General features: G+C 68.2%; 20 protein-coding genes. 7 read left to right on the top strand and 13 right to left on the bottom strand.

Annotation, left to right across the window (positions count from 1 at the left end; all coding sequences use genetic code 11):
• The first annotated feature begins 7 nt into the window (after positions 1 to 7).
• The 7 genes from rplI to AX750_RS21675 all read left to right on the top strand — a co-directional run bounded on the left by rplI (position 8) and on the right by AX750_RS21675 (position 8,131).
• A complete protein-coding gene (gene rplI, locus AX750_RS21705; RefSeq protein WP_066724865.1) occupies positions 8 to 571 on the top strand; it encodes a 50S ribosomal protein L9 in 564 nt (187 codons plus the stop codon).
• 168 nt (positions 572 to 739) lie between these two features.
• Positions 740 to 2,227 carry a replicative DNA helicase gene (locus tag AX750_RS21700; protein ID WP_066724863.1) on the top strand — a complete coding sequence of 496 codons (1,488 nt, stop codon included), beginning with the start codon at positions 740 to 742 and terminating at the stop codon, positions 2,225 to 2,227.
• Positions 2,224 to 3,354: an alanine racemase gene (alr, locus tag AX750_RS21695; protein ID WP_082735417.1), complete on the top strand. Its 1,131-nt coding sequence runs from the start codon at positions 2,224 to 2,226 to the stop codon at positions 3,352 to 3,354. Before AX750_RS21700 ends, alr begins: the two co-directional genes overlap by 4 nt.
• Before the next feature lie 156 nt (positions 3,355 to 3,510).
• Positions 3,511 to 4,908, top strand: a complete 1,398-nt coding sequence (radA, locus tag AX750_RS21690; RefSeq protein WP_066724861.1) for a DNA repair protein RadA — start codon at positions 3,511 to 3,513, stop codon at positions 4,906 to 4,908.
• 106 nt (positions 4,909 to 5,014) lie between these two features.
• The gene (locus AX750_RS21685) at positions 5,015 to 5,695 is read left to right on the top strand and encodes a CvpA family protein (protein ID WP_066724860.1); all 681 of its coding nucleotides are present in this window, start codon (positions 5,015 to 5,017) and stop codon (positions 5,693 to 5,695) included.
• A gap of 61 nt (positions 5,696 to 5,756) precedes the next feature.
• The gene (gene purF, locus AX750_RS21680) at positions 5,757 to 7,226 is read left to right on the top strand and encodes an amidophosphoribosyltransferase (protein ID WP_245282490.1); all 1,470 of its coding nucleotides are present in this window, start codon (positions 5,757 to 5,759) and stop codon (positions 7,224 to 7,226) included.
• Positions 7,227 to 7,390: 164 nt separating this feature from the next.
• The gene (locus AX750_RS21675; RefSeq protein ID WP_066716330.1) at positions 7,391 to 8,131 is read left to right on the top strand and encodes an SDR family NAD(P)-dependent oxidoreductase; all 741 of its coding nucleotides are present in this window, start codon (positions 7,391 to 7,393) and stop codon (positions 8,129 to 8,131) included.
• An 86-nt stretch (positions 8,132 to 8,217) separates the two neighbouring features.
• On the opposite strand, the gene der is transcribed toward AX750_RS21675, so the two are convergent.
• From der to AX750_RS21610, 13 genes are all read right to left on the bottom strand, one after another.
• Positions 8,218 to 9,645 (bottom strand): ribosome biogenesis GTPase Der, encoded by a 1,428-nt coding sequence (gene der, locus AX750_RS21670; RefSeq protein ID WP_066716333.1) that lies wholly within the window; start codon positions 9,643 to 9,645, stop codon positions 8,218 to 8,220.
• A gap of 172 nt (positions 9,646 to 9,817) precedes the next feature.
• Positions 9,818 to 10,480 carry a tetratricopeptide repeat protein gene (locus AX750_RS21665; RefSeq protein ID WP_066716336.1) on the bottom strand — a complete coding sequence of 221 codons (663 nt, stop codon included), beginning with the start codon at positions 10,478 to 10,480 and terminating at the stop codon, positions 9,818 to 9,820.
• Between the two features lie 111 nt (positions 10,481 to 10,591).
• Positions 10,592 to 11,689 carry a tRNA preQ1(34) S-adenosylmethionine ribosyltransferase-isomerase QueA gene (gene queA / locus AX750_RS21660; protein ID WP_066716339.1) on the bottom strand — a complete coding sequence of 366 codons (1,098 nt, stop codon included), beginning with the start codon at positions 11,687 to 11,689 and terminating at the stop codon, positions 10,592 to 10,594.
• Positions 11,690 to 11,696: 7 nt separating this feature from the next.
• Entirely contained in the window at positions 11,697 to 12,167 is a 471-nt protein-coding gene (locus AX750_RS21655; protein WP_066716341.1) for a peptidylprolyl isomerase, read from the bottom strand.
• On the bottom strand, positions 12,167 to 12,832 hold the full coding sequence (locus AX750_RS21650) for a hypothetical protein (protein WP_066716344.1): 666 nt from the start codon (positions 12,830 to 12,832) through the stop codon (positions 12,167 to 12,169). Before AX750_RS21650 ends, AX750_RS21655 begins: the two co-directional genes overlap by 1 nt.
• A 4-nt stretch (positions 12,833 to 12,836) precedes the next feature.
• Positions 12,837 to 13,391, bottom strand: a complete 555-nt coding sequence (locus AX750_RS21645) for a peptidylprolyl isomerase (RefSeq protein ID WP_066716346.1) — start codon at positions 13,389 to 13,391, stop codon at positions 12,837 to 12,839.
• 401 nt (positions 13,392 to 13,792) lie between these two features.
• Positions 13,793 to 14,023, bottom strand: coding sequence for a DUF1467 family protein (locus tag AX750_RS21640; protein ID WP_066716349.1), 231 nt, complete (start codon positions 14,021 to 14,023; stop codon positions 13,793 to 13,795).
• The gene (locus tag AX750_RS21635) at positions 14,020 to 14,430 is read right to left on the bottom strand and encodes a RidA family protein (RefSeq protein ID WP_066716350.1); all 411 of its coding nucleotides are present in this window, start codon (positions 14,428 to 14,430) and stop codon (positions 14,020 to 14,022) included. The genes AX750_RS21640 and AX750_RS21635 overlap by 4 nt, the downstream gene beginning before the upstream one ends.
• A gap of 4 nt (positions 14,431 to 14,434) precedes the next feature.
• Positions 14,435 to 14,839, bottom strand: a complete 405-nt coding sequence (gene mce, locus AX750_RS21630) for a methylmalonyl-CoA epimerase (protein ID WP_066716351.1) — start codon at positions 14,837 to 14,839, stop codon at positions 14,435 to 14,437.
• A 28-nt stretch (positions 14,840 to 14,867) separates the two neighbouring features.
• Positions 14,868 to 16,538 (bottom strand): ribonuclease J, encoded by a 1,671-nt coding sequence (locus AX750_RS21625; protein ID WP_066716354.1) that lies wholly within the window; start codon positions 16,536 to 16,538, stop codon positions 14,868 to 14,870.
• A gap of 119 nt (positions 16,539 to 16,657) precedes the next feature.
• The gene (locus AX750_RS21620; RefSeq protein ID WP_066716357.1) at positions 16,658 to 17,434 is read right to left on the bottom strand and encodes a biotin--[acetyl-CoA-carboxylase] ligase; all 777 of its coding nucleotides are present in this window, start codon (positions 17,432 to 17,434) and stop codon (positions 16,658 to 16,660) included.
• 159 nt (positions 17,435 to 17,593) lie between these two features.
• Positions 17,594 to 19,021, bottom strand: a complete 1,428-nt coding sequence (gene nuoN, locus AX750_RS21615; RefSeq protein ID WP_066716360.1) for an NADH-quinone oxidoreductase subunit NuoN — start codon at positions 19,019 to 19,021, stop codon at positions 17,594 to 17,596.
• A gap of 11 nt (positions 19,022 to 19,032) precedes the next feature.
• Positions 19,033 to 20,544 (bottom strand): NADH-quinone oxidoreductase subunit M, encoded by a 1,512-nt coding sequence (locus tag AX750_RS21610; RefSeq protein ID WP_066716586.1) that lies wholly within the window; start codon positions 20,542 to 20,544, stop codon positions 19,033 to 19,035.
• Between the last annotated feature and the right edge of the window lie 3 nt (positions 20,545 to 20,547).

The raw sequence follows: 20,547 nt of genomic DNA, 5'->3' as shown, positions 1-20,547 counted from the left end.
CAACACCATGGAAGTGATCCTGCTCGAACGCGTCGCCAAGCTCGGCCAGATGGGCGACGTCGTGCGCGTCCGCGACGGCTTCGGCCGCAACTACCTGCTCGCCCGCGGCAAGGCTCTGCGCGCGACCGAGGAGAACAAGAAGCGCTTCGAGAGCCAGAAGATCGAGCTCGAGACCCGCAATCTCGAGCTGAAGTCGGAAGCCGAGTCGGTCGCCGAGAGCCTGGACGGTCTGAGCGTCGTGATGCTGCGCCAGTCGGGCGAGTCGGGCGTGCTCTACGGCTCGGTCTCGACCCGCGACATCGCCGAGGCGCTGACCGCCGAGGGCTTCCACGTTTCGCGCAGCCAGATCACGCTGAACGCGCCGATCAAGACGCTCGGCCTGCACACCGTCCCGGTCGTCCTGCATCCGGAAGTCTCGGTCACCGTCACCGTGAACGTCGCCCGTTCGGCCGAGGAAGCCGAGCGCCAGGTCCGCGGCGAGAACGTCACGGCCCGCGAGGAGTTCGACCTCGACGATCTCGGCCTCGAGGTCGGTGCGGCGCTGGCGGAAGCCGGCGAGGACGACCGCTGAGCCGATCGCTCGCTTCGTCAAGTCAAGGGCGCCGCGGCAACGCGGCGCCCTTTTTCGTTGCAGCCTGTGCAAAGGCGTGGATCGTCCAATCGCTGCTGGCATGATCCGTCAGAGTGGTAGAGTAAGCGCAGAGTCGGATAGCCGCAGACCCGAGACATTCGCGCCCTCATGGCCACAGCAACCGCCCTCGTCACCCGCCTCGAAACCCGCGAGGCCGAATACCGCGTCCAGCCGCACAACATCGAGGCGGAGCAGGCGTTGCTGGGCGCGATCCTGGTCAACAACGACGCTTTCTACCGCGTCTCCGATTTCCTGCTGCCGGACCATTTCTTCGAGCCGATCCACCAGCGCATCTTCGAGCTGACCGCGAGCCTGATCCGCGCCGGCAAGATCGCCACGCCGATCACGCTGAAAACCTTCGTCGGCGAGATGGATCTGGGCGGCTTGACCGCCTCGCAGTATCTGGCGCGATTGGCCGCGGAGGCGACGACCGTCATCAATGCCGGCGACTATGGCCGCACCATCTATGAGTTGGCGATCCGGCGGCAGCTGATCGGCGTCGGCGAGGATCTGGTCAATGTCGCCTATGACGCGCCCGTCGACATGGCGCCGCGCGAGCAGATCGAGGAGGCCGAGCGCAAGCTCTACGAGCTGGCGGAAAAGGGCCGCTACGAGGGCGGCTTCCAGAAGTTCGACGCGGCGCTCTACACCGCCATCGACATGGCCGCGAATGCCTATCAGCGCGCCGGCGGCCTCTCGGGCATCTCGTCCGGCCTCCGCGATCTCGACCAGCGCATGGGCGGGCTGCAGCCCTCCGACCTGATCGTGCTCGCCGGCCGCCCCGCCATGGGCAAGACGTCGCTGGCGACCAACATCGCCTTCAACATCGCCAAGGCCTGGCGCGGCGAGCGCCAGACAGACGGCACGATCAAGACGGTCGATGGCGGCATCGTCGCCTTCTTCTCGCTCGAAATGTCGGCCGACCAGCTGGCGACGCGTATCGTCGCCGAGCAGTCGGGCATCTCCTCCTACAAGATCCGGCAGGGCCGCATCACCGAGGCCGAGTTCGCGCGGCTGACCGACGTCGCGGCGCAGATCGAGAAGCTGCCGCTCTATATCGACCAGACCGGCGGCATCTCGATCGCCCAGCTCGTCGCCCGGGCGCGCCGGCTGAAGCGCCAAAAGGGCCTCGACGTCCTGTTCATCGACTATCTCCAGCTGCTGTCGGGCTCGGCCAAGAACGGCCAGAACCGCGTGCAGGAGCTGACCGAGATCACGACCAGCCTGAAGGCGCTCGCGAAAGAGCTGTCGGTGCCGATCATCGCGCTGTCCCAGCTCTCGCGACAGGTCGAAAGCCGCGACGACAAGCGCCCCCAGCTCTCCGACCTGCGCGAGTCCGGCTCGATCGAGCAGGACGCCGACGTGGTCATGTTCGTCTACCGCGAGGAGTACTACCTCAAGGGCAAGGAGCCGCGTCCCGGCACCGAGGAACACAACAAGTGGCAGATCGAGATGGAGGCCGCGCATGGCGTGGCCGAGCTGATCATCGGCAAGCAGCGCCACGGCCCGACCGGGACGATCGCGCTGCAGTTCGACGCCGATGTGACGCGCTTCTCCGACCGGGCCGACGAACTGAGGCTGCCTGACCGCGAATGAGCCCTTTCGATACGCCCGAGGCCGAGACCCGCGGCACGCTCCTCACCCTGGATCTCGGGGCGCTCGTCGCCAACTGGCGCGCGCTCGGCGCCCGCGCCGGCACGGAGGCCGGCGCGGTGGTCAAGGCCGACGCCTATGGCATCGGCATCGAGCCCGCCGTGACGGCGCTGTCGCGCGCCGGCTGCCGCAGCTTCTTCGTCGCGCATCTCTCGGAGGCCGTCCGCGCGCGTGCCGTCGCCGCCGAGGCGACGATCTACGTCCTCAACGGCCTCCTGCCCGGTCAAAGCGCCGCCTTCGCCCGCCACGACCTGTCACCGGTCCTGGGCTCCGTCGCGGAATTGCAGGAATGGGCCGCCTTCCGGCAGGGCAGTGGCGCGGTCAGGCCGGCGGCGCTGCATGTCGACTCAGGCATGAACCGGCTGGGGCTGGCGCCGGACGAGGCGCTGTCGCTCGCCGGAGACGGGTCCGAGCTCGTCGATGCGGCGGGTGTCGGCCTGCTGATGACCCATTTCGCCGCTTCCGAGGACGAGGGCGATCCGGCCAATGCGCGCCAGATCGCGGCCTTTGCCGGGATCGCCGCGGCGTTCCCGGAGCTGCCGGCCTCGCTGATGAATTCGTCGGGGCATTTCCTGAAAGGCTGCCCGGCCTACCAGCTGACCCGCCCGGGCTATGCGCTCTATGGCGGCAACCCGACGCCCGGCCAGCCCAACCCGATGCAGGCGGTCGTCTCGCTGCAGTCGCGCATCATCCAGCTGCGCGACGTCGAGGCAGGGACGCAGGTCGGCTATAATGGCCGCTGGACCGCGAAGCGCCGCAGCCGCCTCGCCACCATCTGCCTCGGCTATGCCGACGGCTATCCGCGCAACGCCAGCGGCACCGATACGGTGCCCGGCGGAACCGCGCTCGTGGGAGGCGTCCCCTGCCCCTTCGTCGGCTCGGTCTCGATGGACCTGATCATCCTCGACGTCACCGAGGCGCCGGAGAACGCCGCGCGGCGCGGCGAGCCGGTGACGCTGATCGGCGGCGCGCTCGATCTGGAGACGGTCGGCGCGGGGGCCAAGACGATCGGCTACGAGATCCTGACCAGCCTCGGCCGGCGCCATGCGCGGCGCTATGTCGGGGTTTGAGGTGAGCGGCTCCGGTGTCCTTCCAGGGCACGGCGCAGCCGTGAACCCGGAACCCGTGACGGGCCTCGACCTTTGTCGACCCCGGTGGGAAGCGCACAGCCGGTCGTGGATTCCGGGTTCTTCGCTGAAGCGAAGCCCCGGAATGACAGGTTAGCGATGGCCAAGCGCGGCCCCACCTATATCTGCCAGGCCTGCGGCGCGGTCTATCACCGCTGGCAGGGCAAGTGCGACGCCTGCGGCACCTGGTCGTCTCTGTCCGAGGAGGCGCAGGCGGCCCCGGTGCCCGGCGCGCGCGGGGCCTCGTCCGGCCGGGCGCGCGGACGCGTCTTCGCGCTGGAAGGGCTGAAGGGCGAGACGCAGGATGCACCGCGCATCGTCTCCGGCATCGGTGAACTCGATCGCGTCACGGGCGGCGGCTTCGTGCCGGGCTCCGTGCTGCTGATCGGCGGTGACCCCGGCATCGGCAAGTCGACGCTGCTGATGCAGGCCTGCGCGGCGCTCGCCTCGGCGGGCCGTCGCGTCGTCTACGTCTCGGGCGAGGAATCGACCGGGCAGGTGCGGCTACGCGCCGAGCGCATGGGGCTGTCGGAGGCGCCGGTCGAACTCGCGGCCGAAACCAATGTCGAGGACATCGTCGCGACGCTCGGTCAGGGGCTGCGGCCAGCCCTCGTCGTGATCGATTCGATCCAGACCATGTGGTCCGGCGAGGTCGAGAGCGCGCCGGGCACCGTGACGCAGGTGCGCGGCTCGGCCCAGGCGCTGATCCGCCATGCCAAGACCAGCGGCGCCTGCATGATTCTGGTCGGCCACGTCACCAAGGACGGGCAGATCGCCGGGCCTCGCGTCGTCGAGCACATGGTCGACGCCGTGCTGTCCTTCGAGGGCGAAGGCGCGCACGCCTTCCGCATCCTGCGCGGGCAGAAGAACCGCTTCGGCGCCACCGACGAGATCGGCGTCTTCGAGATGACCGGCAAGGGCCTGTCCGAAGTCTCCAACCCGTCCGCGCTGTTCCTGGCCGGGCGCGACCAGGCCGCACCGGGCGCGGCGGTCTTCGCCGGCATCGAGGGCACGCGGCCGGTGCTGGTCGAGATCCAGGCGCTGGTCGCGCCGACCTCGCTCGGCACGCCGCGGCGCGCCGTGGTCGGCTGGGAGAACAGCCGCCTGTCGATGGTGCTGGCCGTGCTCGAGACGCATGGCGGGCTGCGGCTGGGGCAGCATGACGTCTATCTCAACGTCGCTGGCGGTTTGCGCGTGAACGAGCCGGCCGCCGATCTGGCGGTGGCGGCGGCTCTCGTCTCCTCGCTGACGGGCGCGATCCTGCCGCCCGAATCGGTCTATTTCGGCGAAATCGCCCTGTCGGGGGCGATCAGGCCCGTTTCGGTCGCGGCGGCGCGGCTGCGAGAGGCCTCCAAGCTCGGCTTCGAGGCGGCGCTGATGCCGGCGGGCGGCGCCGATGCCGGCGACGGCGGCGGTCTTGCGCTACGACGCTTCGGCCATGTCACGGAACTCGTTGCCGATATCGCCGCGCGCGCGCCTCGCCGGGATGTGAAATGAGCCCGTCACAATAGTGACGCCGCGGGCGCGAGCGCGTATAGCAAACGCGATGCGGCCAGCCCATCTGTTGCAGGCCATTCCGAGACCATAACGAAGCGGCTCATCCATGCCTGTGACCATTCTCGATCTCGTCGTCATCGGCGTGATTCTGATCTCGGCTTTGCTGGCGGCGGTGCGCGGGCTGACGCGCGAGGTGCTCGCCATCGCGTCCTGGGCCGCGGCGGCCGCCGTCGCCTGGATCTTCCATCCGCAGCTGCTGCCGATCATGAAGCAGTACATCCCGAACGACACGATCGCGCTGATCGCGGCGATCGCCTCGCTGTTCCTGGTGACGCTGATCGTGGTGTCGCTGGTGACGGCGCGGATCTCGGATTTCGTGCTCGATTCGCGCATCGGCGCGCTCGACCGCACGCTCGGCTTCGTCTTCGGCGCGGGGCGCGGGCTGCTCCTGGCCGTGATCGGCTACCTGTTCTTCGCGGCGCTGGTCGGCGCCGACAAGATGCCGCCCTGGGCGCGCGACGCCAAGGCCAAGCCCATGCTCGAGGAAACGGGGCGCTCGCTGATCACCATGCTGCCGCAGGACGTCAACGCCGACTTCCTGAAGACGCTGCTGAAGCCGAAATCCGGCCCGGAGCCGACGGAAGCCCCGGCCGAAGAGCCGCGCCAGCCCGCCACCCCCGGCGCGGACCCGCAGCGCCGCACAGATGCCCCGAGCGCGACCGACCGCCAGGCCCTGCAGCGGGCCATCGACGGCACGCGCGCCGCCCCTGCCCCAACTCGCCCTTAATTCGCGCCTAGAAGCCCCTCGTCCCGCCGCCAGGAGCCCAGACATGGTCGCAGAATCCTCGATGAAGGCTTCGGCAAACGAGGCCGCCTTCGATCCCTATGCCGACCGGCTGCGCGAGGAATGCGGCGTCTTCGGCATCTTCGGGCATGCCGATGCGGCGGCGCTGACCGCGCTCGGCCTGCACGCGCTCCAGCATCGCGGCCAGGAGGCGGCGGGCATCGTCACCTTCGATGGTGGGCGTTTCCATTCCGAGCGCCGCCTCGGCCTCGTCGGCGATGCATTCTCGGAAGCGGCCGTGATCGACAAGCTGAAGGGGTCGCAGGCCGTCGGCCATGTCCGCTACTCGACCACCGGCGAAACCATCCTGCGCAACGTCCAGCCGCTCTTCGCCGAGCTGCATGGCGGCGGCTTCGCGGTCGCTCATAACGGCAACCTGACCAACGGCCTGACGCTGCGCCGCAACCTCGTCCGCGACGGCGCGATCTATCAGTCGACCTCCGACACCGAGGTGCTGTTGCATCTCGTGGCGCGCTCCCGCAAGCCGCGCTTCATCGACCGTTTCGTCGAGGCGATCCGCCAGATCGAGGGCGCCTATGCCTTCGTCGGCATCACCAACAAGAAGCTGATCGGCGCGCGCGATCCGCTCGGCATCCGCCCGCTGGTGCTGGGCGAACTCGACGGCGCCCCCATCCTGACCTCGGAGACCTGCGCGCTCGACATCATCGGCGCACGCTTCATCCGCGAGATCGAGAATGGCGAGGTGGTCGTCATCTCGGAGAGCGGCATCGAGAGCCACAAGCCCTTCCCGGCGGTGCCCGAGCGGCCCTGCATCTTCGAATACATCTATTTCGCCCGCCCCGATTCGATCGTGAAGGGGCGCAGCATCTATGAGCGCCGCAAGGCGATGGGCGCGCAGCTGGCGCTGGAATCTCCGGCAAAGGCCGACGTGATCGTGCCCGTGCCGGATTCCGGCGTTCCGGCGGCGCTGGGCTATGCGCAGGCGAGCGGCATTCCCTTCGAGCTCGGCATCATCCGCAACCACTATGTCGGCCGGACCTTCATCGAGCCGACGCAGAAGGTGCGCGAGCTCGGCGTCAAGCTGAAGCATTCGGCCAACCGCTCGGTGGTCGAGGGCAAGAGCATCGTGCTCGTCGACGACTCGATCGTGCGAGGAACGACCTCGTTCAAGATCGTGAAGATGATGCGCGAGGCCGGGGCGCGCGAGGTGCATTTCCGCATCTCCTCGCCGCCGATCACGCATCCCGACTATTACGGCATCGACACGCCCGATCGCGAGAAACTGCTGGCGGCGACGCATTCGCTCGAGCAGATGCGCGAATTCGTCGGCGCCGATTCGCTGGCCTTCATCTCGGTGGACGGGCTCTATCGCGCCATGGGCCATGAGCGGCGCGATCCGATCCGGCCGCAATTCACCGATCACTGCTTCACCGGCGATTATCCGACCTCGCTGACCGACGTGATCGGCGAGAGCGCCAAGCAGCAGATCTCGCTGCTGGCCGAGGCTGGCTGATCGAGAGGCCGGTCTCTCCGCAGCCCTCATCCTGAGGAGCCGCGGAACGCGGCGTCTCGAAGGATGATCCAGATTTCTCCGGAGCCCCATTAGGACATCCTTCGAGACGCGCCTTCGGCGCTCCTCAGGATGAGGGCTGCGGATGTGGGCACGGGGGACCAGGAATGACCCAACCTCTTTCCGGGCGCGTCGCGCTCGTCACCGGCGCCTCGCGCGGGATCGGTCGGGCGGCGGCGCTCGCCTTCGCCAAAGCCGGCGCCCATGTCGTCGCACTGGCGCGGACCAGCGGTGCGCTCGAGGAACTGGACGACGAGATCCGGGCCGAAGGCGGCAGCGCCACGCTGGTCCCGCTCGATCTCGGCGACGCTCCGGCGGTCGAGAAGCTCGGCCCGGCCCTGCTGCAGCGCTGGGGCAAGCTCGACATCCTCCTGGCCAATGCCGGTATCCTCGGCCCGCTCTCGCCGCTGACCCATGCCTCGCCCAAGGAGTGGGCCAAGGTGTTCGACACCAATGTCACGGCGAACTGGCGGCTGCTGAAGTCGGTCGAGCCCGCGCTGCAGGCCTCCGATTCCGGACGCGTCATCCTGATGTCCTCGGGCGCAGCCCACAAATGCCTCGCCTATTGGGGCCCCTATTCGATCTCCAAGGCGGCCGTCGAGGCGATGGGGCGCACCTATGCCGCCGAGACGGCGACGACGCCGCTCAAGGTGATGCTGGTCAATCCGGGGCCGCTGCGCACGCGCATGCGGGCTGAGGCGATGCCGGGCGAAGACCCGCTGACGCTGAAGACGCCGGAGGAGCTGGCGCCGCATCTGGTCGCCATCGCCTCGCCGAACTGGGCCGAGAGTGGCAAGATCTTCGACTTCCCGCAGGGCAAGGTGCTCAGCCCGCAGATGCCGGGCTGAGGTTCACGCGTCATGCTCTGGCGAAGACCCGAGCGTCTCTTGCCGCAGATTCTCGGGTCTTCGCCCGAGAATGACACGCGGGATCGTCACCCGGCGCGCTTGTTCCTGTCGTAGGGGTTGTCGCCGCCGCGGGTGTGCAGGCGGATCGGCGTGCCCGGCAGATCGAAGGCCTCGCGCAGATTGTTGACCAGATAGCGGGTGTAGGACACCGGCAGATGGTCGAGCTGGTTGCCGAACAGTGCAAAGGTCGGCGGGCGCGCCTTGGCCTGCGTCATGTAGCGGATCTTGATGCGCCGCCCCGCCACGGCCGGAGGCGGATGGGCCGAGAGCACGCCTTCGAGCCAGCGGTTGATCCTGGCCGTCGAGATGCGGCGGTTCCAGACCTCATAAGCGGTGAAGACGGCCTGCATCAGCCGGTCGATGCCTTCGCCGGCCAGGCCCGAGAGCGGGATGATCGGCACGCCGCGCACCTGCGCCAGGAGATGGCTCGCCTTCTCCTTCAGCTCGGCGAGGAGGCCGTTCTTGTCGGCCACCAGGTCCCATTTGTTGAGGCCAATGACGACGCAGCGGCCTTCGCGCTCGGTCAGGTCGACCAGCGTCAGGTCCTGCTTTTCGAAGGGGATGGTGGCGTCGAGGAGCACCACGACGACCTCGGCGAAGCGGATCGCACGCAGCGAATCCTGCACCGACATCTTCTCGAGTTTTTCCTCGATGCGGGCGCGCTTGCGCATGCCCGCCGTGTCGAACAGCTTCACCGGGCGGCCGCGCCATTCATAGTCGACCGAGATCGTGTCGCGGGTGATGCCGGCCTCGGGGCCGACGAGCAGCCGGTCCTCGCCGATCATGCGGTTGACCAGCGTCGACTTGCCGGCGTTGGGGCGGCCGATGATGGTGACCCGGAGCGGTTTGCTCGGGTCGTCATAGGCGCCCTCCTCCTCGCCCTCCGGCGCGGCGGCGGGGGCATCGACCCAGCGCTTGTCGCCATAGCTCTCGTCGAAGGGCTCGTCTTCCTCGGGCTCGACATCGACATAAGGCGCCAGCGCCTCGAGCAGGTCGGAGGTGCCCTCGCCATGTTCGGCCGAGAAGGGCACGGGATCGCCGAGGCCGAGCGAATAGGCTTCGAAAATGCCGTCCAGGCCTTTCTTCCCCTCCGCCTTGTTGGCCAGCAGGATGACGGGCTTCCCGGATTTGCGGACGAGGTCGGCGAAGGGCTGGTCCATCGGCGTCAGGCCGAGCCTGGCGTCGATCATGAACAGGATGACATCGGCCTGGGCGATCGCCACCTCGGTCTGGGCGCGCATGCGGCCGGCGAGAGAGCCGGGATCGGCCTCTTCCAGCCCCGCCGTGTCGATGATGGTGAAGCGCAGATGGCCGAGCGCGGCGTCGCCCTCACGGCGGTCGCGCGTCACGCCCGGCCGGTCATCGACCAGAGCGAGCTTCTTGCCGACGAGCCGGTTGAACAGCGTCGACTTGCCGACATTGGGACGGCCGATGATGGCGACAGTGGCGGTCATTCTGATTGCATATTCCGTTACGCCGTCATCCCGGACAAGCCGCGAAGCGGCGCCGATCCGGGATCCATGCCGGAACGCAGCACGGGCAGGCTCAGGCATGGATCCCGGGTCGACCAGCGGTCGCCCGGGATGACGGCGTCGAGTCTCGTTTTTGGCGACTTGCCCGCGATCGTCAGTTCTTCGTCTCGACCGGCCCGCCACGCACCAGAGCGAGGTAGAGTTCGGTGCGCTGGCGCAGGACGGCGGGGGATTGCGGGTCGGTGACGATGGCATCGAACCAGCGGCCGGCATCCTCGAAGAGATTGGCCTTGAGCGCGGCGATGCCGAGGAATTCGCGGGCCGAGTGGCGCCAGGCCCCCTGCGGCGTCGCCAGCGGCTCCAGAGCCGTCCGCAGTTCGGAAAAGGGCACGAGATCGACGCGCAGCATGCCGGCCCGCAAGCGGGCGAGATCACGATAGAGCTGCCCCAGCGAACCGTCGGCCGCGATCTGGTCGAAGGCAGTCGCTCCGGCGGCAGCATCGCGCTTGGCCGTCTCGGCCGCGAGGCGGAAGCGGGCGATCTGGCGGTACCCCGCCGGCGCGTTCGCAGCGAGTTCGCCGAGGATCGTCTCGGCCTCGGTCCCGTTGCCGTCGCGCGAGGCCTTGAGGGCCGCCTCGAGCCGGGCGCCGACGACCTGCGAGGCCTGCTGCTCGCGGTAAAGCCAGAACTGCCAGCCGGCCACGGCCGCAACCGCGAGAACGGCCAGGCCCGTGACGAGCCAGCCATATTTCTTCCAGAGCTCCGCCGCCTTGTCGCGGCGCACTTCCTCGTCAATCTCGCGGAAAATATCGGCCATGGTCCGTCAGATATCCTGTGTGGTGCTGCCCGGTAGCATTTCCACCCGGCAATGGCGAGCCGGAACAGGATTTTCCTGGGTCCGACGACGCATTCGTCATCAGGCTGGCAGTTAGGGGGAGCCCGGCTGGGCCCGATGCAGCAGGCTGCCGTCGCCGTAGGAGTAGAAGCGATAGTTCTGCGCGATCGCATGGGCGTAGGCCCGTTTCATCACGTCGAGGCCGCAGAAGGCGGAAACGAGCATGAACAGCGTCGAGCGCGGCAGGTGGAAATTGGTCAGCAGCAGATCGACCGCGCGGAAACGGTAGCCCGGCGTGATGAAGATCGCGGTGTCGCCCGAAAACGGCTGGATGACGCCGTCTTCGCCGGTCGCGCTTTCGAGCAACCGCAGCGAGGTGGTGCCGACGGCGACGATGCGCCCGCCTCTCGCCCGCACGGCATTGAGGGCTGCGGCCGTCTCGGGGGCAATCGTCCCCCATTCGGCGTGCATGCGGTGGTCTTGAGTATCCTCGGCCTTCACCGGCAGGAAGGTGCCGGCGCCGACATGGAGCGTGACGAGATGACGGGTGACACCCCTCGCCTCCAGCGCGGCCACGAGCTCGGGCGTGAAGTGCAGTCCGGCCGTCGGCGCCGCGACGGCGCCGTCCTTGCTGGCATGCATGGTCTGGTAGTCCTGCGCATCGGCGGCATCGGTCGCGCGCTTGCCCGCGATATAGGGTGGCAGCGGCAACTCACCCAGGCGGGCGATGGCCTCGTCGAGATGCGGACCGGCAAGCGCGAAGCGCAGCTCGACCTCTCCGCCCTCCGCCTTGGCGACGATCTCGGCCTGAAGGCGGCCGAGCTCGCAGGCGCTGCTCTCGGATTCGTCGCCGAAGGTGACGGTCTCGCCGAGCGCCAGCTTCTTGGCCGGTCGCGCGAAGGCGCGCCAGCGATCGGCCGCCTCGCGCTTGTGCAGCATGATCTCGATGCGGGCGGAGGCTTCGCCCCGTCGGCGGCGGCCATAGAGCCGCGAGGGGATGACGCGCGTGTCGTTCAGGACGAGCGCGTCACCGGGTTGCAGCAGCTGGACGAGATCGCGGATGCCGCGATCCTCGAAGGGCTGCGGGGCATCGGGCCGGACGACGAGCAGCCGCGCCGCATCGCGCGGGCTGACGGGCCTCAGCGCGATGCGGTCTTCGGGCAGGTCGAAGTCGAAGAGCCCGACATCCACGGCGATGTCAGGCCGCGTCGGCCATCACCTTCATCGAGACGATGGAGTCGGGGTCGCGCACGGGCTCGCCGCGCTTGATGTTGTCGACATTCTCCATGCCTTCCACGACCTGACCCCAGACCGTGTACTGCTTGTCGAGGAAGCGGGCGTCCTCGAAGACGATAAAGAACTGGCTGTTGGCCGAGTTCGGGTTCTGGGCGCGGGCCATCGAGCAGATGCCGCGGACATGCGGCTCGGCGTTGAACTCCTGCGCCAGGTCCGGGTGCTTCGAGCCGCCGGTGCCGGTGCCGTGCGGGCAGCCGACCTGGGCCATAAAGCCGTCGATGACGCGGTGGAAGACGATGCCGTCATAGAAGCCCTCGCGCGCGAGCAGCTTGATGCGCTCGACATGCTTGGGCGCGAGGTCGGGGCGCAGCTTGATCACCACCTTGCCCTTGGTGGTTTCCATGACGAGGGTGTTCTCGGGATCGAGCGACATCAGATCGGCCTTTCATTAGACGGCGCGCGGCCGTGGAAGCGGATGGACAAGGGTCGCCCCGCGATAGCGGCTCCGAGCTGCGGCGACAACCTCATAGGTGTGCAGCTGCGAACGGCCGCAACGACGGAGTCGGTGAAACGACGGCGCAGATCGGACTCGGTGTTCTGCGTCTGCCAGGTCACGCGCGGCTGCCCGAAGAGCGAGCCGTCGCGGCGCAGGCTGAAGCGCACCGTCGCCATCGCACCGCTTTCGGGACCATCCATCGCGGGCGGAGTCCAGCAGCGCCGCAGTGCCGGGGCGATGTCGGCGAGGCGGTCGAGCGCGCCGCCGTCGGGCGACTTCATCGCCGGCTCGACGGTGCCGACCACACCGATCTCGCCGCTGCCCGGACGTGGCGCCGACGGGACCGGTCGTATCGCGGCACCCGGCCCGTCGGCATCGCCGCCGAAGCGGCCACCGACGCCGGGAAGGTAGCGCTGGCCCGAGGGGGGCGGCAGCACCGGGTTCTGCGACCCGGAGGGTGGCGGCAGGACCGGGTTCTGCGATCCCGATGCCGGTGGCAGGCCGAGATCGGTCGTACCCTGGGCAACGGCCCCGTCCGCCGCGAGCGCGAGCAGAGCGAGGGCGAGCGCACCGCCGACGGCGCGCTGCGCCCTGCCCGCCATCGGGTTACTTCGCGTCCGACTGGAGACGCATGCGGATGATCTTGTCGGGGCCGCTGACCATGCCGCTGCCGGGAGCCCCCTTCTTGATCTTGCGGACGGCCTCCATGCCCGAAACGACCTCGCCGAAGAGGGTGTACTGGCCGGTCAGCGAGCCGCAGCCCTCATAGCAGATGAAGAACTGCGAATTCGCCGAATCGGGGGACTGCGAGCGGGCCATGCCGACCGAGCCGATCTTGTAGGGGGTGGGCGTGAACTCGGCCTTGATGTTGGGCAGGTCGGAGCCGCCGGTGCCCGTGCCCGTCGGATCGCCGGTCTGGGCCATGAAGCCGTCGATGACGCGGTGGAAGACGATGCCGTCATAGAAGCCGCGCTTGGTCAGCGTCTTGATCTGCTCGACATGCTTGGGCGCGAGATCGGGCCGCAGGCGGATCGTCACCGGCCCGTCCTTGGTCTCGAGGATCAGGGTGTTGGCGGGGTCCGGCGTCTGGGCGCCGACGGGGGCCGCCGCGAGGCCGAGCGAGGCGAGAAAAGCGAGGGTGGCAAGCGAGTTGCGCAGCATGATCGTCTCCTGGGCCGCCGGACACCGGCGTGTCTGTCAACGCGGGCGTCGTAACGGCATCCTTTGGCCGGAACAAGGCGCTTGCGGGGCCCTCTAGCACGATGTTGCACCGCACAAGTGCAGCGCAGAATAAATTTGCAAAAAGTTGAGGCTCCGCCTGCCTAAAGTGATGACAAGCGTATGGCGATCGGTTATCAAACCCTTGCTGGACACGCTTTGTTGATCGAAGCGCCGCGGACCAGGTCTCGGGAGGACAAACGCCCGCCAAGTATACGAGTCGCACTCAGGAAGATGTGCGCCGTTACTGCGGTAAAAACAGACTAGAGAAGGCAAGGCATCGGCCTTGCCTTTTTCTTTGTCTGCTGTCCGGCGAAGGCAGCGCCGCCGCTCCGCTCCGGGGCTCAGATGTCGAGCGCCGCCCAGCCATACCAGACGAAGAGGAAGACCACCGCCGCGATCAGCGTGGTGATGACGGCCTTCCGCATCAGGCCCGGCAGAGCCGGCGCGCCGGGCTCGGTGCCCTCGACGACCTCTCCGCTCTCGACCTGGCTGCGGATGCCGAAGGGCAGCACCGCGAAGAGCACGGTCCACCAGATCACGAAATAGACGGCAAAGGCGCTGGCGAAGGTCATCGGCGCTCAACTCCCTCGGCGCCCGCCAGCGCGATGCAGGAGAAGGCGACGCGCGCCTGAGTCGGGACGCCGAAGCGGGCGGTGTGGCGCGCCGGCAGTCCGCCCGGGAAGTGCTTCACATATTCGGCGTTGCAGGCGGCATAGTCCGCCGGATCGGTGATCAGCATGGTCATCTGCACGACGCGTGCGAGCGAGCTGCCCGCCTCCGTCAGGATCCCGGCGATATGGGCCAGCGCGTTGCGCACTTCGTCTGCCTGCGTCTCGCCACGGTGGATGCCGCGGGCGGGATCGTGCGGTGCGGAATGGCCGGAGACGAAGACGAGGCCGCCGGCACGTGTCGCCGCGCTGAAGGGCCGCGGCGAACCGGGCTCCGGCTGGCCGAAGAAGCTGATCGGGGACGCGTCCATCGCCTCAGGCCTGCTCGAGTTCGACCAGCGTGCCGGTGAAGTCCTTCGGGTGCAGGAAGAGGACGGGCTTGCCGTGCGCGCCGATGCGCGGCTCGCCCGTGCCCAGCACCCGCGCACCCTGCGCCTTCAGCCGGTCGCGCGCGGCGAGGATGTCGTCGACCTCGTAGCAGATGTGGTGGATGCCGCCATCGGCATTGCGCTCGAGGAACTTGCCGATCGGGGACTCGGCGCCGAGCGGTTCGAGCAGCTCGACCTTGGTGTTCGGCAGTTCGACGAAAACGACCGTGACGCCATGCTCCGGCTGCGGCAGCGGCTGCGAGACGCGGGCGCCGAGCGTGTCGCGATAGAGCGCGGTCGCGGCCGCGAGATTCTTCACGGCGATGGCGACGTGGTTGAGGCGTCCGATCATGGTGCTCCCCTGCTGGTTCCGGCCGATCCTAAACCTCGATCACGAGCGCATGCACCAGCGGCTTCTTGCCCCACTCCTCGTTGACCGCACTGCGCAGACCGCGCTCGAGCGCGTTGCGCAGCGCTTCGGGGTCGCGCCGGCGCGCCTTGGGGATGCCGTCGATCAGCTCGGACACCGCATCGGCGACATATTCGTCGAAGCCGGTGCCGTCGCGCGTATAGGGCGGCAAGCCGAGCACCGCGATCTCCGGATCGCCGGCGAGACCGCCCTTCTCGTCGATCGCCACTGCGACCGAGATCATGCCGACGAAGGACAGCCGGCGGCGCTCGGGAATCGTCTTTTCGAGTGCGTTCACCAGAAGGTTGCCGTCCTGGTAGAGCCGGCCATGGGTGACCTCGTCGATCTTGCCGGCGCCCTCGGGCGCGATCGCGACGACATCGCCATTGCCGGCGCGCACCACCGTCTTCACGCCGAGCCCGCGGGCGAAAATCGCATGCTCGGACAGGTGCAGATCCTCGCCATGGGCGGGGATCACGATCTGCGGCTTCAGCCAGCCATAGAGGCGCGCCATCTCCTCGCGGCGCGGATGGCCGGAGACATGGACCAGATGGGTGCGGTCCGTGATGATCTCGATGTTGTCGCGGGCGAGCGCGTTCTGGATGGCGCCGACCGCCTTCTCGTTCCCGGGAATCGTGCGCGAGGAGAAGATCACCCGGTCGCCGGGCGAGAGCGCGATCTCGGGATGGTCGTCGGAGGCGATGCGGGAGAGCGCGGCGCGCGGCTCGCCCTGGCTGCCGGTGAGCAGGCAGACGACCTTGTCGCGCGGCAGGTAGCCATAGGTGTCGGCCGAGCGGAAGGCGGGGATGCCATCGAGATAGCCGCATTCGCGCGCGACATCGATGACGCGATCCATGGCGCGGCCGACGACGACGACCTCGCGCTGGTCGGCCATCGCCGCCTCGGCCACCGCCCGCAGACGAGCGACGTTCGAGGCGAAGGTGGTGACGGCCACGCGGCCCGGCGCGGAATGGACGAGTTCCTTGAGCTTGGCCGCGACATCCGCCTCGCTCGGCGAGGTGCCGTCGCGCATGACATTGGTCGAGTCGCAGACCAGCGCCAGCACGCCCTCCTCGCCGAGTTCGCGCAGGCGCTTCTCGTCGGTCGGCAGACCGACCTGGGGCGTCGGGTCGATCTTCCAGTCGCCGGTATGGACGACGAGGCCGACGGGGGTGCGGATGGCGAGCGCGTTCGATTCGGGGATCGAATGCGCGACCGGCACGAACTCGATGTCGAAGGGGCCGAGCGTGATCCGGCCGCCCTGCGCGACGGTATGCATCGGCACCTTGGGCGCACCGGGCTCCGAGAGGCGGCGCGTGGCGAGGAGGCCGGCCGCGAATTGCGTGCAGTAGACCGGGGCGCGCAGCGAGGGCCACAGCGCTGCGAGCGCGCCGATATGGTCCTCGTGGGCATGGGTGATGATGATGCCGAGGAGGTTGGCCCGCTCCTCGACGATGTAGCGCAGGTCCGGCAGGACGATGTCGACGCCCGGAACCTCGGGCCCCGCAAAGGACAGGCCGCAATCGACCAGAATCCATTTCCGCCTGCCCTCCGGCCCATAGCCGTAGAGAGCGGCGTTCATGCCGATCTCGCCGAGGCCACCGAGGGGAACGAAGACGAGCTGGTCTTTGGAGCGGGTCACGAAGAGTCCTGACTGGTCGGCAGCCGGCGACGCCGGGAGGATGGGGGAGCCCTAACACGCGGCGCCGCAGGGCTCCATAGCGGCGGCATGTCGCCCATGTGCCTAAGCGGGGGGCGCCGTCAGCGGGGCGCATCCTCCACAACAGCGGCACCGAAGAACAGATCGCCGGCATCGAAGGTTTGTGTCCCCGTCGACGTCTCGAGCAGCAGCCGGCCGCCGGGGTCGAGGCCGACGAAGACGCCGGTGACGGCGCCCGAGGGCGGCCGGATCGTGATCGTTTCGCCGAGGAAGGCCGCCCGCTCCAGCCAGGCCTCTCGGATGGGGCCGAAGCCGCCGGGCCGGCACCAGATCGCGAAACGCTGTGCCCAGGCCTCCGCCAGCGCCTCCAGCACCGCCTCGATCGTGACATCGGGCGCATGGGCGCGCAGGAAGCTCGCAGGATAGGGCGTCCCTTGCGCGCAGGACGCGATGTTGATGCCGAGGCCCGCGATGACGGCGAAGCGCCCTGCCCCGCTCTCGCCTTCGAGCAGCAGACCCGAGCATTTGGCGCCGTCGATCAGGAGATCGTTCGGCCATTTCAGCGCCAGCCGCGGCGCCACGAGCCCGGTCACGCGGGCGGCGGCATCGTGCAACGCCAGCCCCGCGACGAAGCCGAGCTGCGGCGCGAGCGCCGGCTCGCACGGGTTCACCAGAAGAAGGCTGGCGTAGAGATTGCCCGGCGGCGAGGTCCAGTGCCGGCCATGGCGGCCGCGCCCGGCATTCTGGCTGCGGGCGACGATCCAGAGCAGGCCGGGGTCGCCCTGGTGGAGCGCGCGCCGCGCCTCCTCCATGGTCGAGCCGACCTCGTCGCGGATGATCAGCCGGTAGCCGGCGGCGCGGGCGGCCTCACCGAGCATATGACAGATCCGGCCACCTCGCCGTCATCCCGGGCGCAGCGAAGCGGAGACCCGGGATCCATGCCTGAACGGTTCCGGCATGGATCCCGGATCGGCGCGGCTTTGCCGCTTGTCCGGGATGACGGCGGTGGTTCAGGAGGGCTCCCGGAAGCGCCAAGCTCAAAACAGCGACTTCGCCGCAGCCCCGGCCGAGTTCAGCAGCGGGGCCGGCAGCAGCGACAGCGCCATCACGAAGAGCGCCGAGATCAGCAGCACCGCGCGAACGCCGATGTCGCCCTTCTCGAAGGCCGGCTTGGGCTCGTCGAAATAGATCACCTTGACGAGGCGCAGATAGTAATAGGCGCCGATCACGCTGGTGACGACGCCGACCACGGCGAGCACGTAGAGCTTGGCGTCGATCGCGGCGAGGAAGACGTAGAACTTCGCCCAGAACCCGGCGAGCGGCGGGATGCCGGCGAGCGAGAACATCATCATCGACAGCGCGAAGGCCATCCAGGGATTGGTCCGCGACAGGCCGGCGAGCTCGCCGATCTCCTCGACCGGCTTGCCGTCGCGGCGCATCAGCAGCACGCAGGCGAAAGCCGCCAGCGTCGTCGCCAGATAGATCGCCATATAGACCAGCACGCCCTGGACGCCGCTGACGGTGCCGGCCGCGAGACCGACGAGCGCGTAGCCCATATTGGCGATGGAGGAATAGGCGAGCAGGCGCTTGATGTTGGTCTGGCCGATCGCAGCAAAGGCGCCGAGCGCCATCGAGGCGATGGCGATGAAGATCACGATCTGCTGCCACTCATGCAGCGCGCCCGGGAAGGCGCCGACGAAGATGCGCACGACCATCGCCATCGCCGCCATCTTGGGTGCGGAGGCGAAGAAGGCGGCGACCGGGGTCGGTGCGCCCTCATAGACGTCCGGCGTCCACATGTGGAAGGGCACGGCGGAGATCTTGAAGGCGACGCCGGCGGCGATGAAGACGATGCCGAAGATCAGACCGAGGCCGGCATGGCCGTGCTGCACGGCCGCGGCGATGCCCGGATAGGTCACCGTGCCCGTGAAGCCATAGACCAGCGAGGCCCCGTAGAGCAGCATGCCCGACGAGAGCGCGCCGAGGACGAAGTATTTCAGGCCCGCTTCCGTCGACCGGGCGTTGTCGCGGTCGAAGGCGGCGACGACATAGAGCGCCAGCGACTGCAGTTCGAGGCCGACATAGAGGCTGATGAGATCGTTCGCCGAGATCATCATCATCATGCCGATGGTGGCGAGCACGACCAGGATCGGGAACTCGAAACGCATCGAGCCATCGCGGCGCAGGCTGTCGGCCGAGAGCAGGATCGCGGCCGCCGCGCCCAGCAGCGTCAGCACCTTGAAGAAGCGGGCGAAGCCGTCGGCGATGAAGCCGTCATTGAACGTCAGAGCCCGGCCCGTGCCAGACAGCACCAGGACGAGCGTCAGCGCGAACAGCGCCAGCGCCACGCCCTCGAGCAGGCGCGTCGCCTTCTCGCCGCGGATCGCGCCGACCAGCACCATCGCGATGGCGCCGATGGCGAGGACGATTTCCGGGAGTGCCGGGCCGAGAGCGGGCAGAGCCATCCTGCGAGACCTTACTGAACGACCAGCATCGCCGTTTTCGCGGCGGTGAGAGCGGCCTGATAATTCTTGATGAGCGCTTCGGTCGGCGCGGCGAAGGCGTCCAGGATCGTGCCCGGGCGGATGCCGTACCAGACGGTCAGCAGGACGAGCGGGACCAGGATCGCCATCTCGCGGCGATCGAGATCGGCGATGTCCTTCAGCTCGGGCTTGACCAGTTCGCCGAAGACGACGCGGCGATAAAGCCAGAGCGCATAGGCGGCCGAGAGGATGACGCCCGAGCAGGCGATGAAGGCGACCCAGGGGTTGGCGCGGAAGGCGCCCATCAGCGTCAGGAACTCGCCGACGAAGCCGGCCGTGCCCGGGAGGCCGACATTGGCCATGGTGAAGACCATGAAGATGACGGCGTAGACCGGCATTCGGTTCACCAATCCACCATAGGCCGCGATCTCGCGGGTGTGCATGCGGTCATAGATCACGCCGACGCAGAGGAAGAGCGCGCCGGAGACCAGGCCATGGCTGACCATCTGGAACATCGCGCCCTGGATGCCCTGCGGCGTCAGGGTGAAGAGGCCCATGGTGACGAAGCCCATATGCGCCACCGAGGAGTAGGCGATGAGCTTCTTGATGTCCTCCTGCATCAGCGCCACCAGCGAGGTGTAAACGATGGCGATGACCGACAGCGCGAAGACGAAGGAGGCGAAATAGGCCGAGGCCTCCGGGAACATCGGGATGGAGAAGCGGATGAAGCCGTAGCCGCCCATCTTCAGCATGATCGCGGCAAGCACGACGGAGCCGGCGGTCGGCGCCTCCACGTGGGCGTCGGGCAGCCAGGTGTGGACCGGCCACATCGGCATCTTCACCGCGAAGGAGGCGAAGAAGGCCAGCCAGAGCCAGGTCTGCATGCCGGCCGGGAACTTGTGCGCCAGCAGCGTCGGGATGTCGGTGGTGCCAGCGTTCCAGTACATCGCCATCAGCGCCAGCAGCAGCAGCACCGAGCCCAGCAGCGTGTAGAGGAAGAACTTGTAGGAGGCGTAGACGCGCCGCTTGCCGCCCCAGATGCCGATGATCAGGAACATCGGGATCAGGCCGCCCTCGAAGAAGAGGTAGAACAGCACGAGGTCGAGCGCCACGAAGACGCCGATCATCAGCGTCTCGAGGATCAGGAACGCGACCATGTATTCGCGCACCCGCTTCGTGATCGCATGCCAGGACGCCAGGATGCAGAACGGCATCAGGAAGGCGGTCAGCACCACGAAAGGGAAGGAGAAACCGTCGACGCCGAGCTTGAACTGGATGGCGTCGGAGACCCAGGCATGGGTCTCGACCATCTGGAAGCCGGGATTGGCGGGGTCGAACTTCGCCCAGGCGACGCAGGCCAGGACGAAGGTCGCGACCGTGGCGGCGAGCGCGGCATAGCGCGCATTGGACTCGACCGAGGCCTGGTCGCCACGCTGCGCCAGGATGAAGGCCGCGCCGACCAGCGGCAGGACGAGAAGACCGGTGAGGATTCCGAAACCGAACATCAT

It is taken from the genome of Methylobacterium sp. CCH7-A2, assembly GCF_001557075.1.
GTDB lineage: Bacteria > Pseudomonadota > Alphaproteobacteria > Rhizobiales > Beijerinckiaceae > Allobosea > Allobosea massiliensis.
Note: the sequence above shows the minus strand (reverse complement) of the source record. Positions and strands in the feature narration are given on the sequence as shown.

Excerpts from the sequence above, each read along its gene's own strand:
- rplI (WP_066724865.1), top strand. The coding sequence starts at position 8 with ATGGAAGTGATCCTGCTCGAACGCGTCGCCAAGCTCGGCCAGATGGGC.
- AX750_RS21700 (WP_066724863.1), top strand. The coding sequence starts at position 740 with ATGGCCACAGCAACCGCCCTCGTCACCCGCCTCGAAACCCGCGAGGCC.
- alr (WP_082735417.1), top strand. The coding sequence starts at position 2,224 with ATGAGCCCTTTCGATACGCCCGAGGCCGAGACCCGCGGCACGCTCCTC.
- radA (WP_066724861.1), top strand. The coding sequence starts at position 3,511 with ATGGCCAAGCGCGGCCCCACCTATATCTGCCAGGCCTGCGGCGCGGTC.
- AX750_RS21685 (WP_066724860.1), top strand. The coding sequence starts at position 5,015 with ATGCCTGTGACCATTCTCGATCTCGTCGTCATCGGCGTGATTCTGATC.
- purF (WP_245282490.1), top strand. The coding sequence starts at position 5,757 with ATGAAGGCTTCGGCAAACGAGGCCGCCTTCGATCCCTATGCCGACCGG.
- AX750_RS21675 (WP_066716330.1), top strand. The coding sequence starts at position 7,391 with ATGACCCAACCTCTTTCCGGGCGCGTCGCGCTCGTCACCGGCGCCTCG.
- der (WP_066716333.1), bottom strand. The coding sequence starts at position 9,645 with ATGACCGCCACTGTCGCCATCATCGGCCGTCCCAATGTCGGCAAGTCG.
- AX750_RS21665 (WP_066716336.1), bottom strand. The coding sequence starts at position 10,480 with ATGGCCGATATTTTCCGCGAGATTGACGAGGAAGTGCGCCGCGACAAG.
- AX750_RS21655 (WP_066716341.1), bottom strand. The coding sequence starts at position 12,167 with ATGTCGCTCGATCCCGAGAACACCCTCGTCATGGAAACCACCAAGGGC.
- AX750_RS21650 (WP_066716344.1), bottom strand. The coding sequence starts at position 12,832 with ATGGCGGGCAGGGCGCAGCGCGCCGTCGGCGGTGCGCTCGCCCTCGCT.
- AX750_RS21645 (WP_066716346.1), bottom strand. The coding sequence starts at position 13,391 with ATGCTGCGCAACTCGCTTGCCACCCTCGCTTTTCTCGCCTCGCTCGGC.
- AX750_RS21640 (WP_066716349.1), bottom strand. The coding sequence starts at position 14,023 with ATGACCTTCGCCAGCGCCTTTGCCGTCTATTTCGTGATCTGGTGGACC.
- AX750_RS21635 (WP_066716350.1), bottom strand. The coding sequence starts at position 14,430 with ATGGACGCGTCCCCGATCAGCTTCTTCGGCCAGCCGGAGCCCGGTTCG.
- mce (WP_066716351.1), bottom strand. The coding sequence starts at position 14,839 with ATGATCGGACGCCTCAACCACGTCGCCATCGCCGTGAAGAATCTCGCG.
- AX750_RS21620 (WP_066716357.1), bottom strand. The coding sequence starts at position 17,434 with ATGCTCGGTGAGGCCGCCCGCGCCGCCGGCTACCGGCTGATCATCCGC.
- nuoN (WP_066716360.1), bottom strand. The coding sequence starts at position 19,021 with ATGGCTCTGCCCGCTCTCGGCCCGGCACTCCCGGAAATCGTCCTCGCC.
- AX750_RS21610 (WP_066716586.1), bottom strand. The coding sequence starts at position 20,544 with ATGTTCGGTTTCGGAATCCTCACCGGTCTTCTCGTCCTGCCGCTGGTC.